The sequence below is a fragment of the Pseudoalteromonas sp. JB197 genome (assembly GCF_002332205.1).
GTDB classification, from domain to species: domain Bacteria; phylum Pseudomonadota; class Gammaproteobacteria; order Enterobacterales; family Alteromonadaceae; genus Pseudoalteromonas; species Pseudoalteromonas nigrifaciens.
In genome coordinates this window covers 1,171,939-1,185,395 of record NZ_NRGZ01000001.1, presented here as the reverse complement: position 1 = coordinate 1,185,395, position 13,457 = coordinate 1,171,939, and the positions used below count along the sequence as shown (strand labels likewise).

At 40.1% G+C, this 13,457-nt stretch carries 11 protein-coding genes and 1 pseudogene; 5 read left to right on the top strand and 7 right to left on the bottom strand.

All coding sequences use genetic code 11. From position 1 onward, the window contains the following. Window positions 1-210 precede the first annotated feature (210 nt). Together CIK86_RS05635 and CIK86_RS05630 are read left to right on the top strand one after the other, a co-directional pair. Complete coding sequence (locus CIK86_RS05635; RefSeq protein ID WP_011328076.1) at window positions 211-657, top strand: DUF3010 family protein; 447 nt, start codon at window positions 211-213, stop codon at window positions 655-657. A 182-nt stretch (window positions 658-839) separates the two neighbouring features. Continuing rightward, window positions 840-2,487 (top strand): annotated as a pseudogene (locus CIK86_RS05630) (AMP-binding protein). Between the two features lie 85 nt (window positions 2,488-2,572). On the opposite strand, the gene hflX reads toward CIK86_RS05630, so the two are convergent. The 7 genes from hflX to CIK86_RS05595 all read right to left on the bottom strand — a co-directional run bounded on the left by hflX (window position 2,573) and on the right by CIK86_RS05595 (window position 10,681). After that, window positions 2,573-3,925, bottom strand: coding sequence for a GTPase HflX (hflX, locus tag CIK86_RS05625; protein WP_086996024.1), 1,353 nt, complete (start codon window positions 3,923-3,925; stop codon window positions 2,573-2,575). 208 nt (window positions 3,926-4,133) lie between these two features. Further along, window positions 4,134-5,486, bottom strand: coding sequence for an NADP-specific glutamate dehydrogenase (gene gdhA, locus CIK86_RS05620; protein ID WP_011328073.1), 1,353 nt, complete (start codon window positions 5,484-5,486; stop codon window positions 4,134-4,136). 433 nt (window positions 5,487-5,919) lie between these two features. Beyond that, window positions 5,920-6,393: a DUF1456 family protein gene (locus tag CIK86_RS05615; RefSeq protein ID WP_086996018.1), complete on the bottom strand. Its 474-nt coding sequence runs from the start codon at window positions 6,391-6,393 to the stop codon at window positions 5,920-5,922. 134 nt (window positions 6,394-6,527) lie between these two features. Beyond that, entirely contained in the window at window positions 6,528-7,772 is a 1,245-nt protein-coding gene (locus CIK86_RS05610; protein ID WP_086996178.1) for a lipoprotein-releasing ABC transporter permease subunit, read from the bottom strand. Next, window positions 7,762-8,460, bottom strand: a complete 699-nt coding sequence (gene lolD / locus CIK86_RS05605; protein WP_011328070.1) for a lipoprotein-releasing ABC transporter ATP-binding protein LolD — start codon at window positions 8,458-8,460, stop codon at window positions 7,762-7,764. The genes CIK86_RS05610 and lolD overlap by 11 nt, the downstream gene beginning before the upstream one ends. Then, window positions 8,453-9,670, bottom strand: a complete 1,218-nt coding sequence (locus CIK86_RS05600; RefSeq protein ID WP_086996175.1) for a lipoprotein-releasing ABC transporter permease subunit — start codon at window positions 9,668-9,670, stop codon at window positions 8,453-8,455. Before CIK86_RS05600 ends, lolD begins: the two co-directional genes overlap by 8 nt. A gap of 138 nt (window positions 9,671-9,808) precedes the next feature. Further along, window positions 9,809-10,681, bottom strand: a complete 873-nt coding sequence (locus tag CIK86_RS05595; protein WP_086996014.1) for a LysR family transcriptional regulator — start codon at window positions 10,679-10,681, stop codon at window positions 9,809-9,811. 129 nt (window positions 10,682-10,810) lie between these two features. On the opposite strand from CIK86_RS05595, the gene CIK86_RS05590 reads away from it, so the two are divergent. From CIK86_RS05590 to CIK86_RS05580, 3 genes are all read left to right on the top strand, one after another. Then, window positions 10,811-11,932, top strand: coding sequence for an S-(hydroxymethyl)glutathione dehydrogenase/class III alcohol dehydrogenase (locus CIK86_RS05590; protein ID WP_011328067.1), 1,122 nt, complete (start codon window positions 10,811-10,813; stop codon window positions 11,930-11,932). 58 nt (window positions 11,933-11,990) lie between these two features. Beyond that, complete coding sequence (gene fghA / locus CIK86_RS05585) at window positions 11,991-12,833, top strand: S-formylglutathione hydrolase (RefSeq protein ID WP_086996010.1); 843 nt, start codon at window positions 11,991-11,993, stop codon at window positions 12,831-12,833. 161 nt (window positions 12,834-12,994) lie between these two features. Next, the gene (locus CIK86_RS05580; protein WP_011328064.1) at window positions 12,995-13,411 is read left to right on the top strand and encodes an MgtC/SapB family protein; all 417 of its coding nucleotides are present in this window, start codon (window positions 12,995-12,997) and stop codon (window positions 13,409-13,411) included. Window positions 13,412-13,457 lie beyond the last annotated feature (46 nt).

Genomic DNA, 13,457 nt, shown 5'->3' with positions numbered 1-13,457 from the left:
GCAACGCTACTAATTACAAGTTTAAAGCGGCTAAAACACCTGCTATTTTGTTATAAAGGCTAAATTAATAATGTTTCGGCGCAGATTTTATTGCATCAATATAATAAATCTAATCGCCGTTAAATTTACAACAGACTTAAGTGCTTACTCTCGCAATTTAATGGATGTTGCGTATAATACTGGGTAATTAAGTTATATTAGAGAATAGACATGAGAACATGTGGTGTAGATATTACCGGTAGTGATGTACTACTTTGTATTTTAAGTAAAGATAATGACGTATTTGATATTCGCGACGTGCGCCAAACACGCTTTACCTTAGGTAACGGTAACGACACAGAAGTAATGCGTAAGTTTCAGTTTGATTTTGCCAAGCTAATGCAAGATTACCAAATTGATTCTGTTGCAATACGTCAACGTGCTCCAAAAGGTAAATTTGCTGGTAGTGCTAATGGTTTTAAAATGGAAACCGCGATTCAGCTAATCGAAAACCTTGATGTAAAATTATTTACAACAACCGAAATTAAAGAGCAAGTTAAGCGCAACCCTATCCCTATTGATTTTGAGGATACCGGTCTTAAAAAGTATCAAGAAAATGCTTTTGTAAACGCTTACGTTTATATTATGAAAAAAACTTACCGCAGCGACGAAATGTAACCTCATTTAGTCGTTGCTAAAAGCGCGTACTTACAGTGTAAGGCGCGTTTTTTTTGCTTTATTTTTACTTATTTCATTTTCAGCAACAAACCTAAGACATTAGTCTACCCCCTTTCCCTTTGTCGACAATATATGTTTATTTATCATTCAAGCTATTCATATCTACTGATACGGAGAATGACATGAATGTAACAACAAAAGCGGTTAAAGAAATAGAAAAAATAAACCCTATGCCGCTATTGCAGAGTTATTTTAAAGGAATACAAAGCACCCCATTAACCAAGCAAACCATAGGTGACTACTTCGACAGTATTGTCGACAATACCCCCGACGCATTAGCCGTGGTTGTACACCATCAAAATATACGCTTGAGCTATAAAGAGTTTCAACATCAAGTAAACCAATTAGCAATGGGCTTACTAGCACTGGGTATTAAGCCAGGTGAAAGAGTAGGCATTTGGTCGCCAAATAACATTCAATGGTGTTTAACTCAGTTCGCCACCGCTAAAATTGGCGCAATTATGGTATGTGTAAACCCAGCTTATCGCCCCAGCGAATTACAGTACGCTTTAAACAGGGTTGAGTGCACTACCTTAATTACTGCTTCCGAATTTAAAGGCAGCAACTATCTGCAAATGCTACAAAATTTGGCGCCAGAGCTAGCAGAGTGCGAAAAAGGTCAGCTTAATGCCGCTGCTCTTCCCACGCTTAAAAACGTAATTAGAATTGGTGATGAAGCAAGCCCTGGCATGTTTTCATTCGCTGAAGTAACCGCACTTGCAACTCAAGAACATAAACAGCAGTTAGATTCAGTCGCCGCAACTCTTAATTGCAATCAAGATATCAATATTCAATTTACGTCTGGCACCACTGGCAACCCCAAAGGGGCAACGCTTACCCACAAAAACATTTTAAATAATGCGTTATTTGTTGGTGAAGCCATGCACATTACCAATAAAGATAAAATATGCATACCTGTGCCACTTTATCATTGCTTTGGTATGGTACTTGGCAGTTTAGTCTCTATGAGCAAAGGGGCTACAGCAGTTTATCCTGGGGATGCATTTGATCCGAAAACAACTCTCGAAGTAGTACAAAATGAGGGCTGTACAGCACTGCATGGTGTACCGACCATGTTTATTAGTGAGCTTGAATTAAGTAACTTTAATGAATATGCACGAAGTAGTTATTGCATATGGCCAAACTGAGTGTAGCCCTATTAATAATATTACTGAAACCGACTCATCAATTGAGCGCCAAGTAACCACAGTAGGCCGTGCATTAGCGCATACCGAAGTTAAAATAATTGACGAGCTAGGTAATATTCAACCCGTAGGGCAATCGGGTGAGGTATGTAGTCGCGGTGCAGGTATTATGCGCTGCTACTGGAACGATGAAGAAAAAACCAAAGCGACTATAGATCAAGATGGTTGGCTGCATTCTGGCGACTTAGGGGTAATGGACAGTGAGGGCTTTGTTAGTATTGTTGGCCGCATTAAAGACATGATAATTCGCGGCGGAGAAAACATTTATCCCCGCGAAATAGAAGAAGTGCTTTATACCTACCCAGGTGTTCAAGATGCCGCTATATTTGGTATTAGCGACGAAAAATACGGTGAAGATGTATGCGCCTGGATCCAACCAAAAGAAGATGCGGTTTTAGATGAAGAGCAAATACGGTTATTTTTAAAAGACAAATTGGCTTACTTTAAAGTGCCTCGCCATATTCGTTTTGTTGAAAATTACCCTATGACGGTAACCGGTAAACTGCAAAAGTTTAAAATGCGCGAACAAATGCAAGAAGAGTTAGCAGAAAAAGTATTTTCATAATTATCAACTTTAACAATGCGCAGCCTAAAACAGGCTGCGCTATTATTATAGCAAACGTGCACTAACTAACCTGAGTTCAGGTTAACTATAAATCAAGCATACGCTTTTTTAGCCTTTCTAAGTCAATCGCATTGGAGCGCACGGTGAGTTTAATATGGCTATATTCATATTCTTCTTTAATGACACTCATGGTCGAGCGAATTTCACCCACTATACCTTTGGCGGTGTAAGGAATAATAACCTCTTCTTCAATCATGTCGCTTTGTGCAGTATCAACAATGTACTTATGCAGTTTAGCTATATCAGCAAGGTTACGTGTTGATGTCATCATAGCATCAGGAAATTCAGCCATTAATGCTTGTTGTTGCGCATCGCTAAGTTGGTCTGATTTGTTCAGTACTAATAACTTTTTACTGCCTTGAACACCCACTTCTGCCAATACATTATGCACTACATCAAGTTGTGAGCGAAAAGACGCATCCGATGCATCAACTACATATAACAACAGCGACGCATCATGTGCTTCGGCTAAAGTTGAATGAAATGAAGCAACTAAGTCATGCGGTAGTTTTTTAATAAAACCAACTGTATCTGATACTAATATGCGTGGTTGCGTTATTGGATACAAAGCACGAACTGTGGTGTCCAGAGTAGCAAAAAGTTTATTTTCGCCCTCTACATCACTGCCCGTAATTGCGCGCATCATCGACGATTTACCCGCATTGGTATAACCAATTAAAGCCACTGAAAATAGCTCTGAGCGCTGTTCTCGTCTGTCCATCATTACATCTTGAACATTTACCAGCTCACGCTTTAACTCAGCTAATTGGTCACGTACTTTACGACGGTTAAGCTCAAGCGTTGTCTCACCTGCGCCTTTACCCATTTGGCGTTCTTTATCGCCGGTAGATGTTTCACGCAGACGCGGCGCTACATAATTAAGGCGAGCAATTTCAACTTGTAATTTTGCTGTTTTAGTACGCGCATGGCGGCTAAATATTTCAATAATTATGCCGGTGCGGTCAAATACTTCCACACCTAACTGGTTTTCCACATTACGTAGTTGAGAAGGCGTTAAATCGCAGTCAAACACGACAACATCGGCACAAGCAAAATCTAAACCGTCTGATGGAATTTCTGATGGCATGTCGGATAATGGATCGTCATCAAGAAAATTCTCACCCTCTTTCTCATCTGCAGCAGAACCTTTATTACCAGTAAGGTACGCTATTTCAGCCAGTTTACCTGAACCCAGTACATTTACTTTTTGGGTAGAACTTTGCTTTTGTGATTGTGTACCAACTACTTTAAAGCCAAGAGTGGTAACTAGGCGTGCCAATTCTGCAAGCGACTCAATTGCTTCATCGCCTTTAAAGTGAGGTGTACTAATAGAGATAAGTAATGCGTTAGGAAGTGATGCTTTTGCAGTTAGTTGCATAATTTTTTATGTTAATGCACCGCGAAGTGCAAACCTATTTTCATTCGAAAGTAGCCTGATCCTACGCTGTTATAGCTTGGCTTTATAGCGTTATAACTAACTTAAGCGGTTATTTAAATAAAACACCCCATAAATAGCTAAATTTATGGGGTGTTTTTAAGTACAGGCTCTCACAGCAATAAGCTGCAATTGCTTTAAACTATTTTAGTTAAACTACGCCTTGCTCTATCATTGCATCGGCAACACGGCGAAAACCAGCAATATTAGCGCCAAGTAACAGGTTAGTAGGTTGGCCAAATTCTGCCGCTGTTTCGTTAGCAATATTAAAAATGTTTTTCATTATGTGCTGTAATTTTGCATCCACTTCTTCAAAAGTCCAGCTTTGCATACTGGCATTTTGCGCCATTTCTAATTGGCTGGTTGCAACGCCGCCCGCATTAGCAGCTTTACCTGGGCCGTAAGCTATTTTGGCTTTAATAAAGCAGTCAATCGCGTCTTTGGTCGAAGGCATGTTTGCACCTTCACTCACCAAAATACAGCCATTGCTTAGTAGCGCTTTTGCATCGCCTTGAGTTAACTCATTTTGAGTGGCACACGGGAACGCAGCATCGGCTTTAAAACGCCACACTGCATGCCCATCTTCTGGGTAATCTGCGCGAGCAATATAAGTAGCTTCTGGGTAGCTTTCTTTATATTTGCTTAAACAGCCACGTTGCTGCTCTTTTAATTCTTTAATAAGCGTTAAGTCTATACCCGCGTCATGAAATAGTGTACCGCGAGAGTCACTACAGGTAATTGGTTTTGCATTTAATTGATACAGCTTTTCCATCGCATAAATAGCAACATTACCCGAGCCCGAAATTAAACAACGTTTTCCTGCTAGGCTATCATCGCGGTTTTGTAGCATGTAGTTTGCAAAGTACACTGCGCCGTAGCCAGTTGCTTCTTTACGAACTAACGAGCCACCCCACATTAGGCTTTTACCGGTTAACACACCATCGTAACGCCCTGTTAAACGCTTGTACTGGCCAAACAAATAACCAATTTCGCGTGCGCCAACACCAATATCCCCTGCAGGTACGTCGGTAGTTGGGCCAATGTGGCGGTATAACTCGTTCATAAATGATTGGCAAAAACGCATTATTTCACCGTCTGAGCGCCCTTTTGGATCAAAGTTAGCACCGCCTTTACCACCACCAATAGGTAGGCCGGTTAATGAGTTTTTAAACACTTGCTCAAAACCCAAAAACTTAATAATACTGGCATTAACACTCGGATGAAAACGCAAGCCCCCCTTATATGGGCCCAAGGTAGAGCTAAATTCAATACGATAGCCTTTATTTACTTGAATATTACCTTCGTCGTCAACCCAAGGTACACGAAACATTAGTTGACGCTCTGGCTCTACCATTCTTTCTATAATGGCTTCTTTTTGATAATTTGTAGTTTTTGCAAAAAGAGGTTCTAAAGATTCTAGTACTTCTTCAACAGCTTGATAAAACTCACTTTGCGCGGGGCTAGTTTGCTTTAATTGAGCTATCGTACTATGTATATAATTCATAATTATTCTTCCGTGTAAGCTATTTTTAAAATTTGAGAATTCGGGTAAGTATGATTGAGTTTGTTTTTTGAATATAAATCTATTTTAAAATCATAATTTTCATACACCTTACCATTAGAAAGAGTGGTGTTGCACGTCATTCAAGTTGAATTATTTTACTGTTGTGTAAAAATAAAACAGCGACTAGCCGAATTTTTATTCACTTTAACGATATAAAAATACAGTGCACGGTTACTAAAACCAAACATACAGCTAACAAAGGAGGTAATTACTTGATATTTAAATGATCTCATTCAATTGCTAGTTTATTAAGCGGTATTGAACAATTTTAAAGTAGGCGTGTAACAAGTTGAAATATATTTAACTTAAAAACAACAAAACGCTAAAACAAAGGCTGTTTTAGCGTTTTGAAAGAGTAATGGCTTTACCTTGCTTACTCAGCAGTGCTTTGTGGACGAACCTGCTGTTGTACACCCGTTAAAAATAAACGAAGTACCTGGTTGTTACATACGCGGTAGTGCTTGTTATCTACTTTACGAGAAAACGCGCTTAGCTCATGCTTACTCAAATTAAAGTTAACGAGTGCCAGCGTCGCAATCACATCTTCCGCTTTCATATTTAAAGCAATACGCAGCTTCATAAAAATAATATTGTTATTTAACTTGCTCTCAGGAGCAGGTTGCTCGCCTTCGCGCTTACCACGTTGCGTATTAATAAAACCATTTAAAAAAGTTGCAAACTCTGTATCACTTATTTCAGTGTAAGCTTCTTCGCCTTCTTTAGTTAACCAAGCAATTACTTGCTCTGTAGTAACCGTATGCTCAGCTGCAGCAAAAACATTTACCATAGCGGTGTCGGTTAAATTAAAAGTGTAGCGAATGCGGCGTAAAATATCGTTATTTGTCAAAGTAAATCCCAGAGTAGTAAATGCTAACCCAATGGTTAGTTATTGTTAGCTTGTAAATAAGCGCCCTAGTTTAACAGACTTGCCAATACTGCCCTATTAGTTTTTATTTAGCAGCGCACACGCTACCAATGCCGCTAATTACCCAGCACTTTTGCAGGGTCAACTCTTGTTGCTTGCCACGCCGGATAAATAGTAGCTAACGCCGCTAAAATAAAAGTAACAACAACTGTTACCACAATATCTTGCCACACTAACTTACTGGGTAAAAACTCTATAAAATAAACTCCTTGAAGTGGGTTTGCGCCAAAGAGTTGGCTGAGCCAAGTAAATAATTCGCTAATATTTATTGCCAGTACCACACCAATTAAGCTGCCTAATACCACACCTACAAAAGCTTGCGTTAAACCCTGCATTACAAAGGTAGCTAAAATGGTACTGTCTTTTGCGCCCATGGTTTTTAAAATAGCAATATTGCCTTGTTTTTCGCGTACTTCCATTACCAATGAGGACACAATATTAAAACTTGCCACAGCTATAATTAAAAACACCACAATATAAACTATGGTACGCACCATTTGTATATCTTGGTATAAGCTGCCTTGCGTTCTAAACCAACTAGAAATATATACATAGTCGTCTATGGTTTGCCCTACCCGTAGCGCAATTTGATGCGCAGTAAATACGTCATCAACGCTTAGGCGAATCCCGGTTACTTGGCTTTCATCGTAACCTAATGTTTGCTGCGCTTTATTAAGGTGGATAAATGCAGCTGTGCTGTCTATTGGCCCACCCATTTCAACAATACCTGCAAGTAACAGCGTTACTCGCTTAGGGGCTAATAATGACTGCCCTTGCTGAGCTATTTGAGGAATAAGTAAGGTAATACTATCGCCCACGCTGGCATCGAGCTGGTTAACTATTTGCTTGCCTAAAATAACTTCATCAATGCCAAGCTGGCTCACCAATTTGCCTTTGGTAAATTGATTAATAGCCGACACGCTCCCCTCTAATGAAGGCTCAACCCCGCGTATTTCTACTGCTTTTAATTGGCTTTTAAATTGCGCCATGCCGTTAACTGCAATAAATGGCGCGGCGCCGGTTACATGATCTTGCTGTTGAAGCTGCTCAACTTTTTGTGGCCAATTAGCAATTGGCCTATTAGGCGCTACATATTCAACCTGCGGCACTACGCTTAATAAGCGATGCACTAATTGCTGCTCAAAGCCATTAATTACCGACAGCGCAACTATTAAAACCGCAACGCCCAATAAAATACCCACAGTAGATGCTTTAGCTATAAAGCTTACAAAGCCATTTTTTTCATCTTTATGACCAGAATACGCTCTAAAGCGTTTACTTATAAACGCACTAAGCAACATGTTGCGACTCTTTAATAGTAAGTTTTCCATCATCTAAATAGGCTATTTTACCGAGTTTGTCGGCCAGCTCTAAGTCGTGTGTTACCACCACAAAGCTGGTATTTAAACTTTTATTAAGCTCATTTATTAAGTCGTATATTTTAATCGCGTTCTGTTTATCTAAATTACCGGTTGGCTCATCGGCAAGCACTAATGCCGGTTTAGTAACGAGCGCGCGCGCAATTGCCACTCGTTGGCGCTCACCACCAGACAGTGCCGACGGCTTATGAGAGCTACGATGTGCTAGGCCCACTTTTTCAAGCATTTCTAATGCAGCTACTTTCGCAGCTTTAGCACTTAGTCCTTTAATTAAAAGCGGCATAGCTACATTTTCTACCGCGCTAAATTCCATCAGTAAATGATGAAATTGATAAATAAAGCCTAAGTTTTTATTTCTAAATGCCGCTTGCTCTGTACGGGAGAGCTTAGCCACTTCTTGATTTTTAATTTTAGCACTGCCAGAAGTTGCAGTATCGAGCGTACCGAGTATATGCAATAAGGTACTTTTACCCGAACCAGAGCTGCCCACAATAGCCAGCATTTCACCTTGTTGCAGGGCTAAATCAACCCCTTTTAATACTGCAACTTGGTTACTACCATCTTGATAAACTTTATTTAAATTTTCACAACTAATAACTAAATCATTCATAACGCAATACCTCGGCTGGTTTTACTTTTGCGGCTTTGCGCGCAGGGTAAACAGTGGCTAAAAAGCTCATAGCAATACTCGAACAAGCGATAACAATTAGGCTTGGCACATCAAATTTTACCGGCAACTCTATACCTGCCATCAAATTTAACCCTACTAATGCTAATAACTCATTAATATATAAACTAAGTAATACACCTAAAAATGCCCCTACTGCGGTGCCTATCACGCCATTATAAAGTCCTTGCACCATAAACACTTTTTGTACTTGCGATGGTGTTAAACCCAAGGTTTGTAAAATAGCGACTTCGCCTTGTTTTTCACTTACCATCATCGTTAGCGCAGAGACAATATTAAATACCGCAACCAGCACAATAAGCCCTAATAACATCGACATAATCCGTTTTTCCATTGCTACAGCAGCAAATAATGTGCCTTGGCTGCTGCGCCAATCTGTATAGGTATGATCTTTTAATATTAGTTTGCTGGCCTGTATAAATTCATCCAATGCAAAGGGTTCATACAAAGAAATACTTAAATTAGGTGCAGTGTTTTGATCCAACTTTAATACGCGTTGCAACGACGCACCACTGGTAAAAGCCAGCCCCATGTCAATTTCAGAGCCGGTTTCGTAAATGGCTGCTATTTTAAACAAGCGTTGGCTAGGCATACGCCCAAGCGGTGTATAGGTAGAAGCATTTGGCATAATAACCCGCAGCTTATCTCCCAAACCAACACCTAATTTACGGCTCAGGTAGCGACTAATGGCAATGCTATAGTTTTTATTAAGTACTGTTTGCCAATTTCCTTGTACTATTTTATCGGTAATTTTATAGAGCGAGCCGCCATCGCCATATAAGCCTTGCAGCAACACACCGTGTAAATCTTTATTGGTTTGTAATATAGCTTCACCATGCTGATAAAGGCTTACAGTACTTACATAAGGAGATTGTTCAAGATCTGCTTTTAAACTACTCATTTGCGCTGCAGTACGCTTATTAGCTTGCACTTCAACGTGCGGAATAAGCCCAAGCATATTGGTTTTTAAGCTGCTTTCAAAGCCATTCATTACTGAACTGACAGTAAATAATGCCATTAAGCCAATCGCAATACCGGCAATAGAAAAAAACGAGATAAATGAAATAAACGCATTCCCTTTTGAGGAGCGACTATATCTAAGCCCAATAAACAAACTAACCGGTTGAAACATATTGTTTTTAAACACTTATCCTAAAAATAGTAACTTATAATAACACGAATAATCCGTACTTGGGTATGCTACTAAATGTAATAAATATTTAAAAATCTGATACTTGGCTAGAATAAAAATTAAATGATTAACCCGCTATTAAGCTTTTAGTCCTGCGACTAAATAATCAAGTAGCACCCTTACATTAGTTGCCACAAACTGTCGAGGCGGATACACACCCCATACCCCTTCTTGCAGCGGCTGATAGGATGTTAAAATAGGCACTAACTGCCCTGTTTTTAACTCGTTTTCAATGTAGTAATTAGGGAGCTGAATAATCCCTAAACCTTTTTTAGCGCCATCTACCAACGCCCAGCCACTATTACATTGCAGTCGCCCAGCTATTTTAATATGCTTTTCGCGCCCTCCTTCGTTTACTCGCCAATAACGACTATTCCCCACTAAACATTGATGATTTATTAGCTCACCTAATGTGTGTGGCTCGCCAAATCGGGTTAAATAATCAGGGGCACAACACATAATAAAACGCCGTGCACTTAAGCGCCGTGCTTTTAAGCTCGAGTCTTTTAAATGCCCCAGTCTAATAGCCAGATCAAAACCACCTTCTAATAAGTTTTCTTGCTCATTACTGAGCGTAGCAACGACTTCTACATCGGGGTGGTCGTGCATAAAATTATGCACTATTGGCATAATAAAGCTCTCGCCATACATTACCGGGGCTGTTAGATTAATTTTACCTTTTGGCGTACTTTGCTGTTGCGCTAAACTTTGCGTGGCATCATCCATTGCATGTTGTAAATGCTTTATTTGGTGTAAAAACACCTCACCTTCTTTGGTCAAAACCACTTTACGCGTTGTGCGCGTTAGCAACTGTGTATTTAAGCGTTGTTCAAGCGCACTAACATGGCGGCTAATATGCGCAACCGACAGCCCAATTGCTTTGCCTGCAGCGGTAAAACTACCTTCTTCACCTACCGCTATAAATTCGTCTATTCCATCCCATCGTGCCATTGTTACAGTTCTGAAAAAGTGTTTTCATAAAATTGAGATTATCATTATTTGAGAAACAAATACAATAGCTACATCACCCAAGAAAATTGGGTCTACAATTATTATCTACCCACTACAAAGGATAAGCACATGTCAGAATTTATTAAATCAAAAGCAGCTATTGCTTGGGGTCCTAATCAACCACTTAGTGTTGAAGAAGTTGATGTGATGATGCCTAAAAAAGGCGAAGTAATGGTAAAAATTACCGCTACTGGTGTATGTCATACCGATGCATTTACATTATCGGGTGAAGATCCTGAAGGTATATTCCCTGCAATTTTAGGCCACGAAGGCGCTGGTGTTGTATATGCAATCGGAGAAGGCGTAACCAGCGTAGAAATTGGCGATCATGTTATTCCTTTATACACCGCAGAATGTGGTGAATGTAAAATGTGTACCTCGGGCAAAACTAACCTGTGTTCTGCTGTGCGCGAAACCCAAGGTAAAGGCTTAATGCCAGACGGTACAACACGTTTTTATAAAGACGGTCAGCCAATTTACCACTATATGGGTTGCTCAACTTTCTCTGAGTACACAGTACTGCCAGAAATCTCTTTAGCTAAAGTAAACAAAGAAGCGTCTTTAGAAGAAATATGCTTACTAGGCTGTGGCGTAACAACAGGTATGGGCGCAGTAACAAACACAGCTAAAGTAAAAGCGGGCGACACTGTAGCTATTTTCGGTTTAGGTGGCATAGGTTTATCAGCTATTATTGGCGCAAAAATGGCCGGTGCGAGTCGTATTATCGGTATCGATATAAACAACTCTAAATACGAGTTAGCAACCAAGCTTGGCGCAACCGATTTAATTAATCCAAAAGACTTCGACAAGCCAATTCAAGACGTAATTGTTGAAATGACCGATGGCGGCGTTGACTACTCGTTTGAATGTATTGGTAATGTTGATGTTATGCGCTCAGCACTTGAGTGTTGTCATAAAGGTTGGGGTGAGTCGGTAATTATTGGTGTAGCAGGCGCTGGCCAAGAAATTGCTACTCGTCCATTCCAATTAGTTACTGGGCGTGTATGGCGTGGTAGCGCATTTGGTGGTGTTAAAGGCCGCTCACAACTACCTGAAATTGTAGAACGTTACATGGCTGGCGAGTTTGCACTAAATGACTTTATTACCCACACAATGGGCCTTGAAGACATTAATGATGCATTTGATTTAATGCACGAAGGCAAAAGCATTCGTACCGTTATTCATTACTAAGCAATAAACAAATCGCTTGTATTCACGGTGTGGATATAAGCGGCTTTTGAGGATTATCATGTTAGAAAATATCTCAAGTGTAAAAGTATCCGGTGGCTGGCATAAACAATATACGCACAGCGCTGTAAGCACTCATTGTACTATGCGTTTTGCCGTTTATTTGCCGCCCGGCGCTAGTGAAAGTAATAAAGTACCGGTACTTTATTGGCTTTCAGGTTTAACCTGCACCGACGAAAACTTTATGCAAAAAGCAGGCGCATTCAAAAAAGCAGCTGAGCTAGGTATTGCTATTGTGGCACCCGACACTAGCCCTCGTGGGGATAATGTTCCTAACGAAGACAGCTACGATTTTGCTCAAGGCGCTGGGTTTTATGTTAACGCGACACAAGCCCCTTACAACACTCACTTTAATATGTACGACTACGTAGTGAATGAATTACCCGCGCTTATAGAGCAGCACTTTCCAGTGACTAGCACAAAAGCAATTAGTGGTCATTCAATGGGCGGCCACGGTGCGTTGATGATCGCCCTTAAAAACCCACAGGATTATGTTAGTGCCTCGGCGTTTAGCCCTATAGTAAACCCTATTAATTGCCCATGGGGCGTTAAAGCGTTTACGGGTTATTTAGGAGCCGATAAAACAACATGGGCACAATACGACAGCTGCAAATTAATGGCTAAAGCTGAGCAAAGTAACTACTTGCCAATGTTAGTGAGCCAAGGCGATGCCGATAACTTTTTAGACGAGCAATTAAAACCACAAAATTTAGTGGCTGTTGCAAAACAAAAAGACTACCCACTGACCCTAGAAATGCAAACCGGGTACGATCATAGTTACTTTTTTATCAGTAGCTTTATTGATCAGCACTTGGTATTTCATCAACAATACCTTCAATCTTAAGTATTAATAGATAAAAGGGAGTACCAGCAATGGTGTTCCCTTTTTTAATACCCCCATAGTCAATAATAAAATTTTGTTTTAACCAATAAGTTTTATGTACTGTAATATTTCTTAATGTATTTGCTATAGTTAATAACTAATTAACTTTGCTGAGAAAACACATGGAAATTGATTTACAGTGGCACGAAATCGTTGATAATCTGATTCACTTAGGCATAGCTTATTTACTTGCTTTGCCAATGGCCTACGACAGAGAGCGCAGCCAAGATGGTGCGGGGCTGCGTACCTTTCCATTAGTAGCAGTGGCATCGTGTGGTTATGCATTAATTGCGTTGTCTGTTCTTGACTCCTCTGAAGCACAGTCAAAAATGTTGCAGGGGATCATTACCGGTATCGGCTTTATTGGCGGTGGCGCAATTTTAAAAAATAACCAATCTACCTCAGGTACTGCCACCGCGGCGAGCATTTGGAATATGGGTTTAATTGGTATTGCGGTGGCCTACAGCCGCTACGAAATAGCTATTTTACTTGCCATTATTAACTTTATAACATTACGCTATATTAAAAAGTTTAAATAAGTTCTCAATTTTATACCTTAATAAAAACAAAAAAGGCGCTATTAAA

Coding starts and splice junctions, on each gene's coding strand:
- CIK86_RS05635 (WP_011328076.1), top strand. CDS start 211: ATGAGAACATGTGGTGTAGATATTACCGGTAGTGATGTACTACTTTGT.
- hflX (WP_086996024.1), bottom strand. CDS start 3,925: ATGCAACTAACTGCAAAAGCATCACTTCCTAACGCATTACTTATCTCT.
- gdhA (WP_011328073.1), bottom strand. CDS start 5,486: ATGAATTATATACATAGTACGATAGCTCAATTAAAGCAAACTAGCCCC.
- CIK86_RS05610 (WP_086996178.1), bottom strand. CDS start 7,772: ATGTTGCTTAGTGCGTTTATAAGTAAACGCTTTAGAGCGTATTCTGGT.
- lolD (WP_011328070.1), bottom strand. CDS start 8,460: ATGAATGATTTAGTTATTAGTTGTGAAAATTTAAATAAAGTTTATCAA.
- CIK86_RS05600 (WP_086996175.1), bottom strand. CDS start 9,670: ATGTTTCAACCGGTTAGTTTGTTTATTGGGCTTAGATATAGTCGCTCC.
- CIK86_RS05595 (WP_086996014.1), bottom strand. CDS start 10,681: ATGGCACGATGGGATGGAATAGACGAATTTATAGCGGTAGGTGAAGAA.
- CIK86_RS05590 (WP_011328067.1), top strand. CDS start 10,811: ATGTCAGAATTTATTAAATCAAAAGCAGCTATTGCTTGGGGTCCTAAT.
- fghA (WP_086996010.1), top strand. CDS start 11,991: ATGTTAGAAAATATCTCAAGTGTAAAAGTATCCGGTGGCTGGCATAAA.
- CIK86_RS05580 (WP_011328064.1), top strand. CDS start 12,995: ATGGAAATTGATTTACAGTGGCACGAAATCGTTGATAATCTGATTCAC.